A 14,288-nucleotide genomic window follows, 5' to 3' on the forward strand; every position below is an offset into this window, starting at 1 on the left:
AGAACAATGAGCAATTTTGACGTCCTCGTTGCCAAGCTGCGCGAAATCTTCCAGATTGACCGGCCTGACCTCGATTTTGGCGTCTACCGCATTCTCAGGGCCCGCGCGGGCGAGATTGAGGATTATCTGTCCAAGCGCCTGAAAGCGCGGGTGGCCGAGGCGCTGGCCGCCGGGGCTGCGGCCAATACCGAGGCGCTGAAAACTGCCATCGCCAAGGCACGCGACGCGGCGGAAGCCGCCGGTTATGATCCTGACAAGGCTCCAAAGGTTCTGAGCCTTCAGAAAGAGCTTGCCGCCGCCAGCGCGCGCGCGTCCGAGCATGAGAACCAAGTCTTTTCGCACCTGTTGACCTTCTTTTCGCGTTACTGGGACAGGGGCGATTTCATCAGCCAGCGCCGCTACAAGGGCGACACCTATGCCATCCCCTATTCTGGGGAAGAGGTTGTTCTGCACTGGGCGAACCGTGACCAATATTACACCAAGTCGAGCGAGGCCTTTTCAAACTTCAGCTTCAAGCTCGATGATGGCCGCGCCGTCCACTTCCGCCTTGTCGCTGCCGACACGGCCAAGGACAACCGCAAGGACAACGACAAGGAACGCCGCTTCGTACTGGCCAAGGCCCGCACTCTCACCCGCACGGATGAGGATGGCGAGACCTATGAGGAAACGATCCAGCCTGTGGCCGAGGAAGACGGCGCGCTTGTGATCCGCTTCGACTATGTTCCACAGCCGAAGGGCACGAAGCAAGAGGCGTTGGTTGACCAGGCCGTGACGGCGATCCTAGGTGATGAGGCGGTCAAGGCTCGGTGGCTTGCGCTGACCAATCGCGCGCCCACGGACAAGAAGCCGAACCGCACGCTGCTGGAAAAGCACCTGACAACCTACACCCAGAAAAACACCGCCGACTACTTCATCCACAAGGACCTGGGCGGCTTCCTGCGGCGGGAACTGGATTTCTACATCAAGAACGAGGTGATGAACCTCGACGATGTGCAGGGGGCGGAAGCCTTTGCCGCCATCGAAAAGAGCCTGCGGATGATCCAGTGCCTGCGTGCCATCGCGCTGGACCTGGTCACCTTTCTGGCCAGCATCGAGAATTTTCAGAAGAAGCTGTGGTTGAAGAAGAAATTCGTGGTCGCGGCGCACTACTGTGTGACCTTGGATAGGGTGCCGCAGGAGCTTTACCCAGCCATCGTGGCGAACCCCGCGCAATGGGGGCAGTGGAATGATCTGGGCATGCGGGGCACTGCGGCGCCGGGCACGGTGGAAGATCTGAAGGGCGCGCCCTTCCTGATGGTGGACACCGCGCTATTCGATGCGGGGTTCCGGGCCGATCTGCTGAAGGCGATCCCCGACCTGGATGCCAGCCTCGACGGGCTGCTGGTGCATGGGGATAACTTTCAAGCGCTTACGCTGCTCAAGGAAACGCACTCTCAAAAAGTTAATTGTGTCTACATTGACCCGCCATACAACGCTCAATCTTCAGAGATCAATTACAAAAACAGCTACAGGAACTCCAGCTGGCTATCTCTGATGGAGAATCGTCTTCTAAAAGGTCGACAAGTTTCCGGCAGTGATGCCGTTACTATAATTGCCATTGACGAGGTTGAGCAGGAGTATCTTGGCGTTCTCCTTGATACCTGCTTTGCGGACATGGCACACGACTGCATTACCATCGTAACCAACCCATCAGGGCAACAAGGCGATAATTTTTCGGCTGTTCACGATTATGCCTACTTCGTACACCCTCAACCTGGGCGCTACATCGCTGAGCAACATAGAGAAGATCCAGCCGACTGGGATGAGAGAAACTTTCGCGACGTAACAGGTGATGACTCACTGCGAAAATCTGGAAAGAACTGCTTCTACCCAATCATAGTTAAAGATGGGTCGGTGATTGGCTTCGGCGAAGTTTCCCCCGAAGAATACCATCCCCAAGTCAATGAACCGGGGGCAGATGGAACCATTCTTGTGTATCCCGTTGATCCAGAGGATATCGAGCGCAAATGGAGGTTCGCGCGCCATACCGTCGAACAAATCAAAGATGAACTGAAAGTGCATTGGTTGAAGAAGCGTGGAGTTTGGGACATAAAGCGCCTCAAGAAGCGCTTTAACTTCAAAACAGTTTGGTCCGGTGCAAGGTATTCTGCCAACAATCATGGAACGCAACTGCTGAATCATATCGTGCCCAACGCCGAGACCAAGTACCCGAAAAGCCTTTATACAGTGGTTGACTCCTTAAGCGCTGGTCTAAACGGAAATCGGAATGGCCTGGTGCTCGATTACTTCTGTGGGTCTGGAACAACTGCGCACGCAACAATCACCTTGAACAGAGATGATTCAGGCCATAGAAAATATATTTTAGCCGAACAAGGCGCGTATGTGTATTCAGTCGTCATTCCGAGGATCAAGAAAGTCGTCTATTCTTCGGACTGGAAGGACGGCAAACCCACTGCTCCCGAAACTGGCATCAGCCATGCCTTTAAGGTGCTCAAGATCGAGGGCTATGAGGACACGCTGAACAACCTCGACCTGAAACGGTCGGACGCGCAGGCCAGCCTTCTCGACGGGTTCAGCGCGGAAAAGCGCGACGATTACCTGATGCGCTACATGCTGGATGTCGAGGCGAAGGGATCGTTGCTGTCCGTGTCAGACTTCCGCAAGCCCTTCGACTACACGCTCAAGGTCGCCGTCGACAGCGCCGGTGCCTGGGAGGAACGCCGCGTCGATCTGGTCGAAACCTTCAATTACCTGATCGGTTTGACCGTCCGCCACATCGACATCCAGCACAGCCGCGGCTTCGTCACGGTCGAAGGCTGGCTGCCCACGGGCGAGAAGACCCTGATCCTGTGGCGCGACTGCGAAAAGATCGGCTACGAGAAGCTGACGCGCCTCTGCGACAAGCTGGCGATCAACCCGGCCGACAGCGAATTCGACGTGGTCTACATCAACGGCGACCACAACATCCCCTCGGTGGTGGAAACGACTGAGGAGGAAGGCAGCGTCATCAAGAAGCTGATGCTGCGCCAGATCGAACCCGCCTTCCTGGACGCCATGTTCAACGTGGATGACGTCTGATGGCACGGATCCCGAAGAAGAAGCGGACCTTCCATCAGGAGCTGGTGCTTAACCGCTGGATGCTGAGCCATTTCCACGGGGATGGCCTGATGACGCTGAAGTCTCGCTTAGGCGAAGACCGGCATGAAGGCATCGACGACGACGGCCAGACCAAGTTCTTCCACGAGCTGACGCGCAACCTGTTCAACATGGACCGGGTCAGTCAGTCGGAATTGCGTCAGTACGACGAGAACATCGTCAGGCATTGGAAAAAGATCACCCATCACCGCAATGCGGTAACGGGTGAAATCCTAACGATGAAGTATTTCCAGTACCTGTCGCTCTTGTTCACCGAGATCTACCTCGACTGGTATTTCAACCGGCGGCAGGAGCTGCTGGACGGGCTGAACGCCCAGATGGCGGAGTATCGGAACGAGGACGGCGCCGAGGCGTTTAAGGATTACAGTGCCGACGACCTGAACAAGCTGGCCTTCTGGAACGCGACCGGCAGCGGCAAGACGCTGATCCTGCACGTCAACATCTTGCAGTACCTGCACTACTTCCAGGCAGGGAATGCCCACCTGTTCCCCGACCGGATCATCCTGCTGACCCCGAACGAGGGTCTGTCCCGCCAGCATCTGGAGGAGTTCCGCGAGTCTGGCATCAACGCCCATATGTTCGACAAGAACCAGACCGGGTCGCTGTTCAAAGGCTGGGTGGACGTGATCGAGGTCACGAAGCTGGCGGATGAGATGGGCGACAAGACCGTCGCCACCGGCGCCTTCGAGGGCAACAACTTGGTGCTAGTCGACGAAGGCCACCGCGGCACCGGCAGCGCGGGCGGCGTCTGGATGGCACGGCGCGCGGCGCTGGTGAAGGGCGGCTTTGCCTTCGAGTATAGCGCGACCTTCAGCCAGTCCGTCGCCAAGGGATCGACCGTTGCCAAGGCTGAAGATGACATCCTGAAGGCCAAGGCCAAGCGCTTGTTCGACAAGACACTGAAGCAGCTCGACCAGACGGAACGCGCGCAGTTGCAGCTGACGACCGAGGATCACGCCCGCGCCCGGATCGACGGCATCCGCGAAGCCTACGCCAAGGCGGTGCTGATCGACTACAGCTACAAGTACTTCTACGCCGACGGGTACGGGAAGGAATCCCTGATCCTGAACCTAGACGACAAGGGTTATGACAAGCACGGCGACCTGTATTTCACGGCCTGCCTGCTCAGCTTCTACCAGCAGCTCTGGCTGTGGGACACGCACCGCGACAAGATCAGGGATTTCAATGTCGAGAAGCCCCTGTGGGTCTTCGTGGGCAACACGGTGGCCGGTGAGGACAGCGACATCCTCGAGGTCATCAAGTTCCTCGCCTGGTTCCTGAACCATCCGAGCGAGGCAACTGCCTGGATAGCCGACCTCGTCGCCGACAAGGCGCGCCTGCTGGACCCGAAGGGTAACGATATCTTCTCTGGGCGCTTCACGCCCCTGATGCAGCGCGATGCGGCTGCGATCTACGACGACATCTTGAAACGGCTGTTCAACGCGGACGCCCGGCAGCGGCTCAAGCTCGTGAACCTGAAGAACAGCAAGGGCGAGTTGGCCCTGCGGGTCGGATCGTTCGATCCGTTTGGCCTGATCAACATCGGCGACGATACCGGGTTCTTCAAGAACGCCGAGGACAGCAGCGGATTCGACACTGAAGCCGATGATTTCGGAATGGGCCTGTTCGGCACGATCAACCAGAAAGACAGCAAGCTGAATATCCTGATCGGGTCGAGGAAATTCACCGAGGGTTGGTCAAGCTGGCGGGTTTCGACCATGGGTCTGCTGAACATGGGTCAGGGCGAAGGCTCCCAGATCATCCAGCTTTTCGGCCGAGGCGTCCGTTTGAAGGGGCGAGGCATGTCGCTGAAACGGTCGCTCCCTACTGAGCGGCCCAAGGGCACGCACATGGAGCGCCTTGAAACCCTGAACATCTTCGGCGTTCGGGCGAACTACATGGCCACCTTCAAGGACTACCTGAAGGAAGAGGGCATCACACCCAGCGACGAGATCATTCAGCTCGATTTCCCGACCAGAACGAACCTGCCGTCTGGCACACGTCTTAAGACGCTGAAGCTGAAGGACGGCTACAGGGACAATCAGATCAAGGGGTTCAAGCGCGTCCACTTTCCGACCCTTTACGATGTTCCGGCTGAGTTCGCGGGCAAGATCAAGTCTCCCCACGTCGTTCTCGACCTCTATCCTCGGGTCGAAGCGATCACCACCACGGTGACCGCAACTGCGAGCGCATCGGACAAGCGAAATCGCGGCAAACTGAGCAAGGCGGCAATCGCTTGCTTCGATTGGGATGCAGTATTCACCGCCGTTCAAGAGTACAAGCTACTGAAAAGCTGGAGCAATCTTAAGGTCGACCGGGAGGGCCTTTTCCAGTTCTGCCTTGGCGATGACGGCTGGTACACCCTCTTGATCCCCCAGGCGGAACTGGAAGTGACGAGCTATTCAGATGTGCTGCGTCAGCAAGACATCATGCTTCAGCTGCTCACCGATTACACCGATCGGTTCTATCAGGGGCTGAAGGCAGCCTATGAAGGCAAGTTTTACGATGTTGCAACGGTAACGGAGGACTCCGGTTCGATCATCAAGCTGTACCAGTTCGAGATCGAAAACAACGATGTCGGTCTTGAGTACAAGGCAAAACTGGAGGCCCTTTCTGCCCTCGTTGCATCCGGAAAAATCGGTGAGGCCAGCAAGTGGAATGCTCCACATATGGTAGCAATCAGCTTTGGCCAGCACCTGTATTACCCACTGCTCTCACCAAACAAAGACGCAATCCTCCCCCTGAAGATGCGACCACTAGCGCTTGGGGAGCCAAGCGAGGTGCAGTTCGTCGAGGACGTTATGGCGTTCTATGACTCCCCCTATGGGAAGGATAAGCTGCGAGGTTTCAGCCTTTATCTGATGCGCAATGCTGACAATCGCGCCAAGGGGCTCGGTTTCGCTCTGGCAGGCAACTTCTATCCTGACTTCCTGCTGTGGCTGGTGGACGAAAAAACAGGAAAGCAGTGGCTATCGTTCATCGACCCTAAAGGTATCCGAAATATGAGCCTTTCGGACCCAAAGTTTGGCTTGCATAAGGAAATAAAGCAGATCGAGAAACAGCTGGGTGATGGGATGATTAGCCTCAACTCCTTCATCCTGTCAGTCACAACATTCAACGACCTGCTCAATGTCACGGGCTCGATCACGAAATCGGATTTGGAATATCGGAATGTTCTATTCTTGGACGACGGTGGGCCGACATATCTTGACAAGCTGGTGGCCAAAGCGCTCGCGTGAGATGGTGTTAGAGATGGACCCGAAGCAACGCAGCGATCTATGGCCAACTCTTTACAGAATGCGCGTCTTGTAAAGAGTGTGAAATATCACAGCCAGCATTTTCAGGTGGAGGATAGCATGGCCGAACGTCGCGCCAACCGGCATTTCGTCAAGAGTGACGGGAGCGAGCCAGTCGACGCCCATCAGCGCCAGCGAGATTACCTGACGTCGGAGGAGATAAGGCGTTTGCTGGCTGCAGCCCGTTCCGGGCGGCATGGTCCTCGCGATCATGCCATGCTGCTTCTCATGTATCGGCACGGGCTGCGGGTCAGCGAGTTGGTCGCCCTGCGACGCAGCGATCTTGATCTGAAGACGGGACATCTTTGGGTTCACCGTCTGAAGCGCGGTCTTTCCACCAGTCACCCGCTGGCCGGTGACGAACTGCGCGCGCTCCGGCGCCTGCTTGGCAAGCGGCAAGACCGCCTGCCTTGGCTGTTCCTCTCAGAGCGCAATCAGGCGATGACGCGGCAGGCCATCAACTATCTCGTGACGGTCATTTCGGAACGGGCCAGGCTCGACGCTGTCCATCCTCATATGCTGCGGCACTCCTGCGGACATGCCTTGGCCCATTCCGGACGCGACCTGCGCCTGATCCAGGATTATCTCGGCCATCGCGATCCCCGGCATACCGCACGCTACACACGAACTGCTGCAACCCGCTTCGAGGGCCTTTGGACGTGAGAGGGTAACCGCAACGGCGCAGCTGGAAATTGAGCCTCGACGCGGCCATAGTGCTGTCCTGCTACTTGCCGTGCCAGAGGTTATGCTTTTGCAGGATACGTCGCGCCGTCGCCCAATGAACATTCGCGGCCTGTGCTGCCCGGTTCGCCGAGCCGGTCTTCAAGAAGACCTGGACGATCAGATCCTCATCATGCTTCCGGTTTCCGTTTCGAGGGTAGATGTCTCTCCCGCCCTTCTTGATCCAGCGTCCAATTGTTGAACGCGTGACCGCATGGCGATGGCTGAGCTCGCGCACAGAGCAGCCGCGCTCCCATTCGAGAGCCACCACCTTTTGGATATCAATCCCTGCTGTTGCAAGCGCCCTGATTGCCATTCTGCGGTCGAGACTGAATACATTTGCAAAATCGACAAGCGAGCGCGTGCGTTCGAAAGCCTCCGCAACCGTGTCAGGCGGGGGCAGCTTTTGAGGTTTAAAGAGATCAGATAAGAGTCTCCGGGGACGATCCTCCCACGCCTCGGACTGCGCTGACATTACTTCATCTCTAGCCTTGGTGAGATCGGTCGCTGCGCCTTGGCAATTCTCCGCTGCACGCCAGTGCCGTTGCCGCCGGAAGCTCACCTTAAGGGTATCATCTTGAACCTTCCCTTGGTTCTCGTCTTCCATGCCGCTGACCTTCACCGACCCCAGACGATTATGATGACGGCGTACCCGCAAGGCACCAAACATTATGCGCGTTCGGGTTACCGGCTTCTCACTTTGGCCCGCAACTGACCGGGCCAAAGTGAGAGAAGAACACAGGGCTTAGTGAAAAGTCTTGTGCCGCGAATCACTTTTCGAATCACTGGTGGAAGAGCAACTTCGCAGACCAAGGACTTGCACAAGCCATGAAGGTCGATCTCGATCAGCACGAGTTCCTCAAGTTCCGGCTCCGGCTGGTGGGATCGTCGATGGCAAAGATTGCACGGCTGCTCGGCATTTCCCAAAGCAGCGTCACGGTTGTCAGCCAAGGCTATCGACGGTCGCATCGCGTCCAGCGAGAGATCGCGGAGCAGCTTGGCACGACACCAGAAGCGCTCTTTCCTGACCGCTACATTTCAGAGGAGGGTCGATCAGCCGAACACAGCTGACGACGGGACATGAAAAAGGGGCACCTGCTGGTAACAGGAACGCCCCTCTTAGATGTCGATTGAACTCCGACATCCAAGTCATCCCCCGAGTCGAACAAAAAGTCAACCTGCCGGACACCCTCCGGCAGGGCTGTTCAACATATCCAAAGCAAGGGGGAGAGCCTGCCCGACCCAGCCCAGTGTGGCTGGCTGGCAGGATCGAGATATCATGAAAACAAACCTGATCTACCGTGGGCCGGAAGCGAGCCACGCAACGCGTGCGATCTCACGCCGGTCAAAAGCCAGCCTGCGCGGCGCACTTGTCGCAAAACTGCCGGGCTTCGAGCGTCCGCGCGTCATCCAGTTCGAGAGCGCGCTCGAATATGCGTTTCTGTGTCTAATGCTGGTGCGCACGGACATCCACCACATCTGGGACCAGCCGACAGGCTTGCATTACGTTGATGCTGATGGATGTCCCGCAAAGCACGTGTTCGACTTTTTGGTGACCAGGTCCTGCGGCGAACGCATCGCGGTTGCCATCAAGCCGATGAAGCGTGTGATCCAGCGGAACTTCGTCTCTGAACTGGAGCGGATCGCTGCTGCGACGCCCAAGCACTTCGCGGACCGCGTCATGCTGATCACGGATCAGCATCTTGATCGCCGAGCTGCTGCCGCGGCTGCACGTCAGCTGGCCCGGTCGCGCCCGGCCCTGACGGAGGCGGCAGCATGACGATCCGTTTTCGTTTCTCGACGTCTGATCTCATCACCGCCGCTGGCAAAGCCATGCGCCCGCTGGAAATCGATGACAAGGGCGGGCTGTTCGAGCGGCTAGGCCAACCCGGCATCACTGAGTGGCTGTCGCATGCGGAGCTGGCGGACCTGCTGCGACAGCCTGACACGACCTATGCCGCCGGCTATTTTGATCGGGCCAGGCAAGACCTGCGCGGTCGCAAGCCTGCTGACATCATCAACGTGCTTGCAGATGACATTCGGCGCCTGGTGATCTGGCGCAAAGCAGTCTGCGATGCCTTTCTGGCGCTGGAGGCAGCCGGAGAGATCAATCGGACTCACGATGGTTATCTGAAAGGCCGTGCTCAACTTGCTGCCGAGGTGGAGCGGCGCGTCGGCGAGGGTATGGCTGCGCCAAAACTGGCTCGCCCAGGCGTGGACATTGTCACGCGACAGCTCCCGGGCGGTCGTACTGCAATGCAATGGATTCGTGATTACGAAAGGGCAGGATATTCCGCCGCTGCCTTGATTCCGGAAACACATCGTTGCGGCAATCGCAGGCCGCGATGGTGCCACCATTCCGAAGCCTTGATGAATCAGGTCATCGAGATCTACGCGGATACTCAGCGGCCCAGCAAGGCAGCGGCAGTGGCGGGTACGCGGAGGCTGTTCGTCCAAGAGAACGAACGGAGAGCGGCTGCTGGAGCCTGCACGCTGATCGTGCCCTCTGCGGCGAGCATCAGCCGACGTCTGGACCTGGCAGACCCATATTACGTCCACGCCAAGCGCTATGGCACAGCGGCCGCGAACGCAAAGTTCACGCTCTACGAGAATGGGCTTGATGTTCAGCAGCCGCTTGAGCGTGTCGAGATGGACGAAAACTGCCTCGACGTAATCTCGCTTTTGACGCTGGCAGGCATCTGGGATCATCTGCCGCCCGAGCGGCAGGAGCGGTTCGAGGTCGGGCGACGCTGGCTTTATGTCGCTATCGATTGTGCCACAAGGTGCATCCTTTCCATGCGCTTGGCCGAAACGCCGAACTCCGGCGATGCAGTCAGGGCGCTGCGGGACATCTTTATCGACAAGACGCCCATGGCGCGGGCAGCCGGGTGCGAAAGCACATGGCATCATCATGGCGGGGTGCAGGCTCTTGTCACCGATCAGGGAACAGCATTCACCTCTGATGACTTCCAAGGAGCTATTCTGTCTCTCGGCGTCACCGCGCTTCTGCCGCCCGCCGGGAAGCCATGGCTTCGCGCCCATATCGAAACGTTTTTCCGGACCTACGGGCACCAACTGATGCCATTGCTGGCGGGAAGAACCTTCTTCGACACGATCCAGCGTGGCGACTACCCTTCAGAGCAGCTGGCCTGCCTCTGCGATGATGATCTGATCACCATCCTGCTGACATACTTCGTCGACATCTATCACAACCAAGGCCACGGCTCGCTTGGCGGAGAAACCCCGAATAAGGCATGGGTGCGACTGGTAGCCAAGTATGGGACACCGCCAATCCCGGACGGCCTGACCCTGCGCCGGACTTTCGGCAGACCCCTGAAGCGCACGCTCCGTGGCGACGGGGTCTTGTTTTCGGGTCTGAGCTATAGCTGCGAGGCGCTGCGGGAGGCGTTTCTCCACTCCCCGCAGCGGAGTGTCGAAATCCGCGCGGACCTGCGGGACATCGGCTGGATTGCGGTGAAGGTGGGTGCCACATGGCACCCCGCCACCGCGAACCAAGCCGGCTTTGACGGTGTCAGCTATGATCTGATGCAGGAGGCCACGCGGACACTGCGCATTAAACATCGCAAAGATGCCGAGCTGAACGCGCCGGCGGTTCGCAGGGCCATCGAGCGCATTTCTGATATCAACCGCCGCGCCTTCGCGCTCAGAGAGCTGACTCCGTTCCATGTCACCAATCTGGATGTGGAGCGCCATCAGGCCGCCCTCCATTACGCGGTTCGATCCGATGCGGAGCGGCTTGGGCACATGACCCCGTCTGCCGATCCCCTGAATGACAGTATTCAGATCATGCCGCGCGTGCCGATCCCGCCAGGCACGTCGACAGATGAGCCTACGCAACAGCCGCAGGAGCGCACGCGCCGGAACCGTTGGAAATTTGACGATGAGCAGTGAGCGGATCAGACAAACTGCCCGCAGGATCGCGCTCCTGCGCGATCACTTCATCCATCATGACCGCTTCGGGCCCCTTGAGGACCGCTTTTCGCTCTTGATCGAAAAGCGACTGGCGGATTGCGAGGCAGGACGGACAAGCGAGGCCCATGGCCTGGCCCTCTCGGGCCTGTCTGGCACCGGCAAGACCTCGGCAATGGATCACCTCATGTCACGGGCCCGCAGACGACTGGATTGCTCCCGTCATCAGGCTTTTTCCAACGTCAGTATCCGGGTACCCTCACCCGCAACGCTGAAATTCGTCGGACAGACCCTGCTGCGGGCCCTCGGATATCAGATCAGCTCCGAACGGCAGGCCTGGTACATCTGGGATCTGGTGCGGCATCACCTCAAGGAGCGAAAAATCCTCTTCGTCCATCTGGACGAGGCCCAGGATCTGGCATCTCGGGGCACGCGGCATGAGCTCAACTCGGTTGCCTCCATGCTCAAGACGCTGATGACCGACCCGGAGTGGCCGGTCGGCATTATCCTCTCGGGTACGCCGGAGCTCGAGGACATCCTGAACCATGACCCGCAACTGGCCCGCCGCATGGACACCGTCCACTTCGGAAGCCTGTCTCCAGTCGTGCACGGAAATGATGTCCTCGATCTGATCGAAAGCTACTGCACCAAGGCAGAGCTTGAGCCCGGCAGGGACATTCTGGAACTTGCTCATGGGGAGCGGCTAATCCACGCCGCTGCAAATCAGTTTGGTCTGGTCATTGAGCTAATCCTTGCAGCCATCGAGCAGGCTTATCTGGCCGGGGCGCCCCAGCTGAACCAAGTTCATTTTGTTCAAGCCTATCACCTTCGCACGTCCTGTGACGACACGTTCAATCCGTTCATCATCCCGGACTATCACCGCATCGATGCGCGGCAGGTCTTCTCAAGGGAGAAGCACTGATGTTCAGCAGCCTCAGGAAACTCCCCCTGACGGTGGATCTGGTGCCCGGTGAATCCGCCACCTCCTTCGGTTCGCGTCTGGCCCGCCGAAATGGGGTACAACGGCTTATTACCTTCTGCTCCGATGTCGGGATCGACTATTTCGCCCTGGCGAATGGCGATCCTCAGGAGGTGGCACGTCTGGCTGCACTCGCAGGCGCAGATCCTGACACGCTCCAGATGGGCACGGCCCAGCTGATCGAACCGGGGTGGTTTCGCTTGGGCAAAGAGCGGATCAAGTTCACCGCATTCAGCCGCATCGCCCTGCGAAGCTGTCCCGCCTGCCTGACTGAGGTCGGGCATGTTGACCATGCAGCCCATCACGGCCTGTGGCAGCTGACCTCGGTGAGGACCTGCCCGGTTCATGGCTGCCATCTCGTTGCATTGCCACCACGTCAAAATGGCAATGATACTTTCGACATCATGCGCCTGCTGGAACGCTACGTGCCGGTCGCTCCGGTACACGCGGCAACCGCTGACCTGGAACTGGAGCGATACCTGCGTGACCGCATTCAGAGCGGCAGGGGTGATGGCTGGCTGGACCGCCTGCCGTTTCATGTCGCGGCGCAGAGCTGCGAGGGATTTGGCCTTCTCCTTACGCAAGGGCCGGATGCCAAGCGCGACCTTGCTACGCCAGCTGAATGGATGGCTGCAGGAACGGCGGGGTTTCAGGTGTTGCGCGAGGGCCCGGATAAGTTTCGGACGAAGCTCAAAGACATTCAGATGGCGCAGCCGCTCGACAACACGCTCTACCGGACCCGCTTTCGGGTGTTCTTTGAATGGCTGCGCTATCGCGACGATGATCCGGATTTCGATGTCATCCGGGACATCGTTCGGGACTTCGTGTTCCGGAACTTTCCCATTGCAGAAGGGCAGGTCGTGCTGGGCCAGCCTTGCCCGGAGCAGTACGTGCATTCGCTTGCGACGGCTCGCAGCAGTTTTGGGATATCGGCTTGGAAGCTCGGGCGACGGTTAGCGGCAATCGGGTTGGCGCAGCGCAGCAGCTTGAGCAAGCAGTTCGTCCTGAACCAGTACGTTCCGACGGACATCGTGCGCAACATCGCGACTGCAGTGGATGCTCTTCTTAATGCAACGGAAGCCGCAGAGTATGTAGGACTCGACCGCATCATGATGACGAAGTTCACGGCGCGCGGGTTGATCCCCAGGTATTACGCGGAGCATAACCGCGCACCCCTTTATCACCCGCGCGACCTTGATGCGTTTCTCGGCAACCTCAGAAGCCTCGTAAGCCAAGATCTTGCCTCGCAGCAGCTTCTCGATCTCGCAGGGGCATCGAGAGGGCTCAGCGTGCCAATGGATCGCGTCACCCAGGTTATTCTCGAAAACCAGATCGATTTGAGCTTGGGCGGAGCATCTCAAGCGCGCTTCCGCGACTTCCGTGTATCAATCGATGCTCTGCGGAGGGCATTCGCCGATGAACAGGATGGGGCGCTCAAGTTAACCGAAGCCGCAAAGCGTATGCGGATTAGCGTCCGCACGGTACGAGGCCTTCTCAACCTAGGCATCTTGGAGCCTTGTCTAGTCAGGGAACGACGGACAGCCCGCACTCGCCGCTATGTTACATTATGTTCAGTCGATAAGTTTGCCACGGAATACATCACCGTCGTTGATCTGGCGAGAGAGACCGGCCGGTTGCCGGGTGCCGAAGCTGTACTGCAAGTCGCACGCGGCGTTCTGCCGCTTGCACTGCGCGCACCACGGTGATCCGACCACACATTCCATGAACATCCGACCGGCCGTTCCACGACCATCCGACCACCCGCTCCAGCCGCATCCGACCAGGCTGATCTGAGCGGGCTCCGTCACACGGAGCGGGTCTGAGGCAGACCACCTGCGCTACCCAGAAGCTGTTGCAACAGCGGAAGAAGGGGCGCGATGAGGAGACTGCCGATGAGGAAGATCGAGGACGTGCTGCGCCTGCATGCGCAGGGAATGTCGACCCGGCGGATCGCACTTGCCACCGGCGTCGGCAAGACAACGGTCATCGAGTATCTGCGCCGCGCCGCGGTGGCTGGCTTGTCCTGGCCGTTGCCCGAGGGCCTGGACGAGGAGGCACTGGAACGGCGGGTGTTCCCGCCTCCGCCCCCCTCGCATGGCCGCCAACTCGCCGCTGCAGACTGGGCGATGGTTCATCGCGAACTGAAGCGGTCGGGCGTCACGCTGGCGCTGCTTTGGGACGAGTATCGGGGCCAGCACCCCGACGGC

10 protein-coding genes are annotated in these 14,288 nt (G+C 58.7%); 9 read left to right on the plus strand and 1 reads right to left on the minus strand.

Going from position 1 to position 14,288, the window contains the following annotated elements; translation table 11 throughout:
* Positions 1-6 precede the first annotated feature (6 nt).
* The 3 genes from AAIL68_RS08130 to AAIL68_RS08140 all read left to right on the plus strand — a co-directional run bounded on the left by AAIL68_RS08130 (position 7) and on the right by AAIL68_RS08140 (position 7,115).
* Entirely contained in the window at positions 7-3,078 is a 3,072-nt protein-coding gene (locus tag AAIL68_RS08130) for a DNA methyltransferase (RefSeq protein ID WP_347139238.1), read from the plus strand.
* On the plus strand, positions 3,078-6,395 hold the full coding sequence (locus AAIL68_RS08135; protein WP_347139239.1) for a DEAD/DEAH box helicase family protein: 3,318 nt from the start codon (positions 3,078-3,080) through the stop codon (positions 6,393-6,395). The genes AAIL68_RS08130 and AAIL68_RS08135 overlap by 1 nt, the downstream gene beginning before the upstream one ends.
* Before the next feature lie 78 nt (positions 6,396-6,473).
* Positions 6,474-7,115 (plus strand): tyrosine-type recombinase/integrase, encoded by a 642-nt coding sequence (locus AAIL68_RS08140; protein ID WP_347139240.1) that lies wholly within the window; start codon positions 6,474-6,476, stop codon positions 7,113-7,115.
* A 61-nt stretch (positions 7,116-7,176) separates the two neighbouring features.
* On the opposite strand, the gene AAIL68_RS08145 is transcribed toward AAIL68_RS08140, so the two are convergent.
* Positions 7,177-7,779: a hypothetical protein gene (locus AAIL68_RS08145; protein WP_347139242.1), complete on the minus strand. Its 603-nt coding sequence runs from the start codon at positions 7,777-7,779 to the stop codon at positions 7,177-7,179.
* A gap of 221 nt (positions 7,780-8,000) precedes the next feature.
* Between AAIL68_RS08145 and AAIL68_RS08150 the strand changes: the two genes are divergently transcribed.
* The 6 genes from AAIL68_RS08150 to AAIL68_RS08175 all read left to right on the plus strand — a co-directional run.
* A complete protein-coding gene (locus AAIL68_RS08150; protein ID WP_347139244.1) occupies positions 8,001-8,243 on the plus strand; it encodes a helix-turn-helix domain-containing protein in 243 nt (80 codons plus the stop codon).
* 208 nt (positions 8,244-8,451) lie between these two features.
* Positions 8,452-8,952 (plus strand): hypothetical protein, encoded by a 501-nt coding sequence (locus AAIL68_RS08155; protein WP_347139245.1) that lies wholly within the window; start codon positions 8,452-8,454, stop codon positions 8,950-8,952.
* The gene (locus AAIL68_RS08160; protein WP_347139246.1) at positions 8,949-11,084 is read left to right on the plus strand and encodes a Mu transposase C-terminal domain-containing protein; all 2,136 of its coding nucleotides are present in this window, start codon (positions 8,949-8,951) and stop codon (positions 11,082-11,084) included. Before AAIL68_RS08155 ends, AAIL68_RS08160 begins: the two co-directional genes overlap by 4 nt.
* A complete protein-coding gene (locus AAIL68_RS08165) occupies positions 11,074-12,024 on the plus strand; it encodes an ATP-binding protein (RefSeq protein ID WP_347139247.1) in 951 nt (316 codons plus the stop codon). Before AAIL68_RS08160 ends, AAIL68_RS08165 begins: the two co-directional genes overlap by 11 nt.
* Positions 12,024-13,787 (plus strand): TniQ family protein, encoded by a 1,764-nt coding sequence (locus tag AAIL68_RS08170; protein ID WP_347139248.1) that lies wholly within the window; start codon positions 12,024-12,026, stop codon positions 13,785-13,787. Before AAIL68_RS08165 ends, AAIL68_RS08170 begins: the two co-directional genes overlap by 1 nt.
* A gap of 186 nt (positions 13,788-13,973) precedes the next feature.
* Positions 13,974-14,288: helix-turn-helix domain-containing protein (locus AAIL68_RS08175; protein WP_347139249.1), on the plus strand; the 315-nt coding region annotated here is incomplete at its 3' end.

The organism is Paracoccus sp. SSK6, from assembly GCF_039770665.1.
GTDB lineage: Bacteria > Pseudomonadota > Alphaproteobacteria > Rhodobacterales > Rhodobacteraceae > Paracoccus.

Excerpts from the sequence above, each read along its gene's own strand:
- AAIL68_RS08150 (WP_347139244.1), top strand. The coding sequence starts at position 8,001 with ATGAAGGTCGATCTCGATCAGCACGAGTTCCTCAAGTTCCGGCTCCGG.
- AAIL68_RS08160 (WP_347139246.1), top strand. The coding sequence starts at position 8,949 with ATGACGATCCGTTTTCGTTTCTCGACGTCTGATCTCATCACCGCCGCT.
- AAIL68_RS08165 (WP_347139247.1), top strand. The coding sequence starts at position 11,074 with ATGAGCAGTGAGCGGATCAGACAAACTGCCCGCAGGATCGCGCTCCTG.
- AAIL68_RS08145 (WP_347139242.1), bottom strand. The coding sequence starts at position 7,779 with ATGGAAGACGAGAACCAAGGGAAGGTTCAAGATGATACCCTTAAGGTG.
- AAIL68_RS08155 (WP_347139245.1), top strand. The coding sequence starts at position 8,452 with ATGAAAACAAACCTGATCTACCGTGGGCCGGAAGCGAGCCACGCAACG.
- AAIL68_RS08130 (WP_347139238.1), top strand. The coding sequence starts at position 7 with ATGAGCAATTTTGACGTCCTCGTTGCCAAGCTGCGCGAAATCTTCCAG.
- AAIL68_RS08135 (WP_347139239.1), top strand. The coding sequence starts at position 3,078 with ATGGCACGGATCCCGAAGAAGAAGCGGACCTTCCATCAGGAGCTGGTG.
- AAIL68_RS08170 (WP_347139248.1), top strand. The coding sequence starts at position 12,024 with ATGTTCAGCAGCCTCAGGAAACTCCCCCTGACGGTGGATCTGGTGCCC.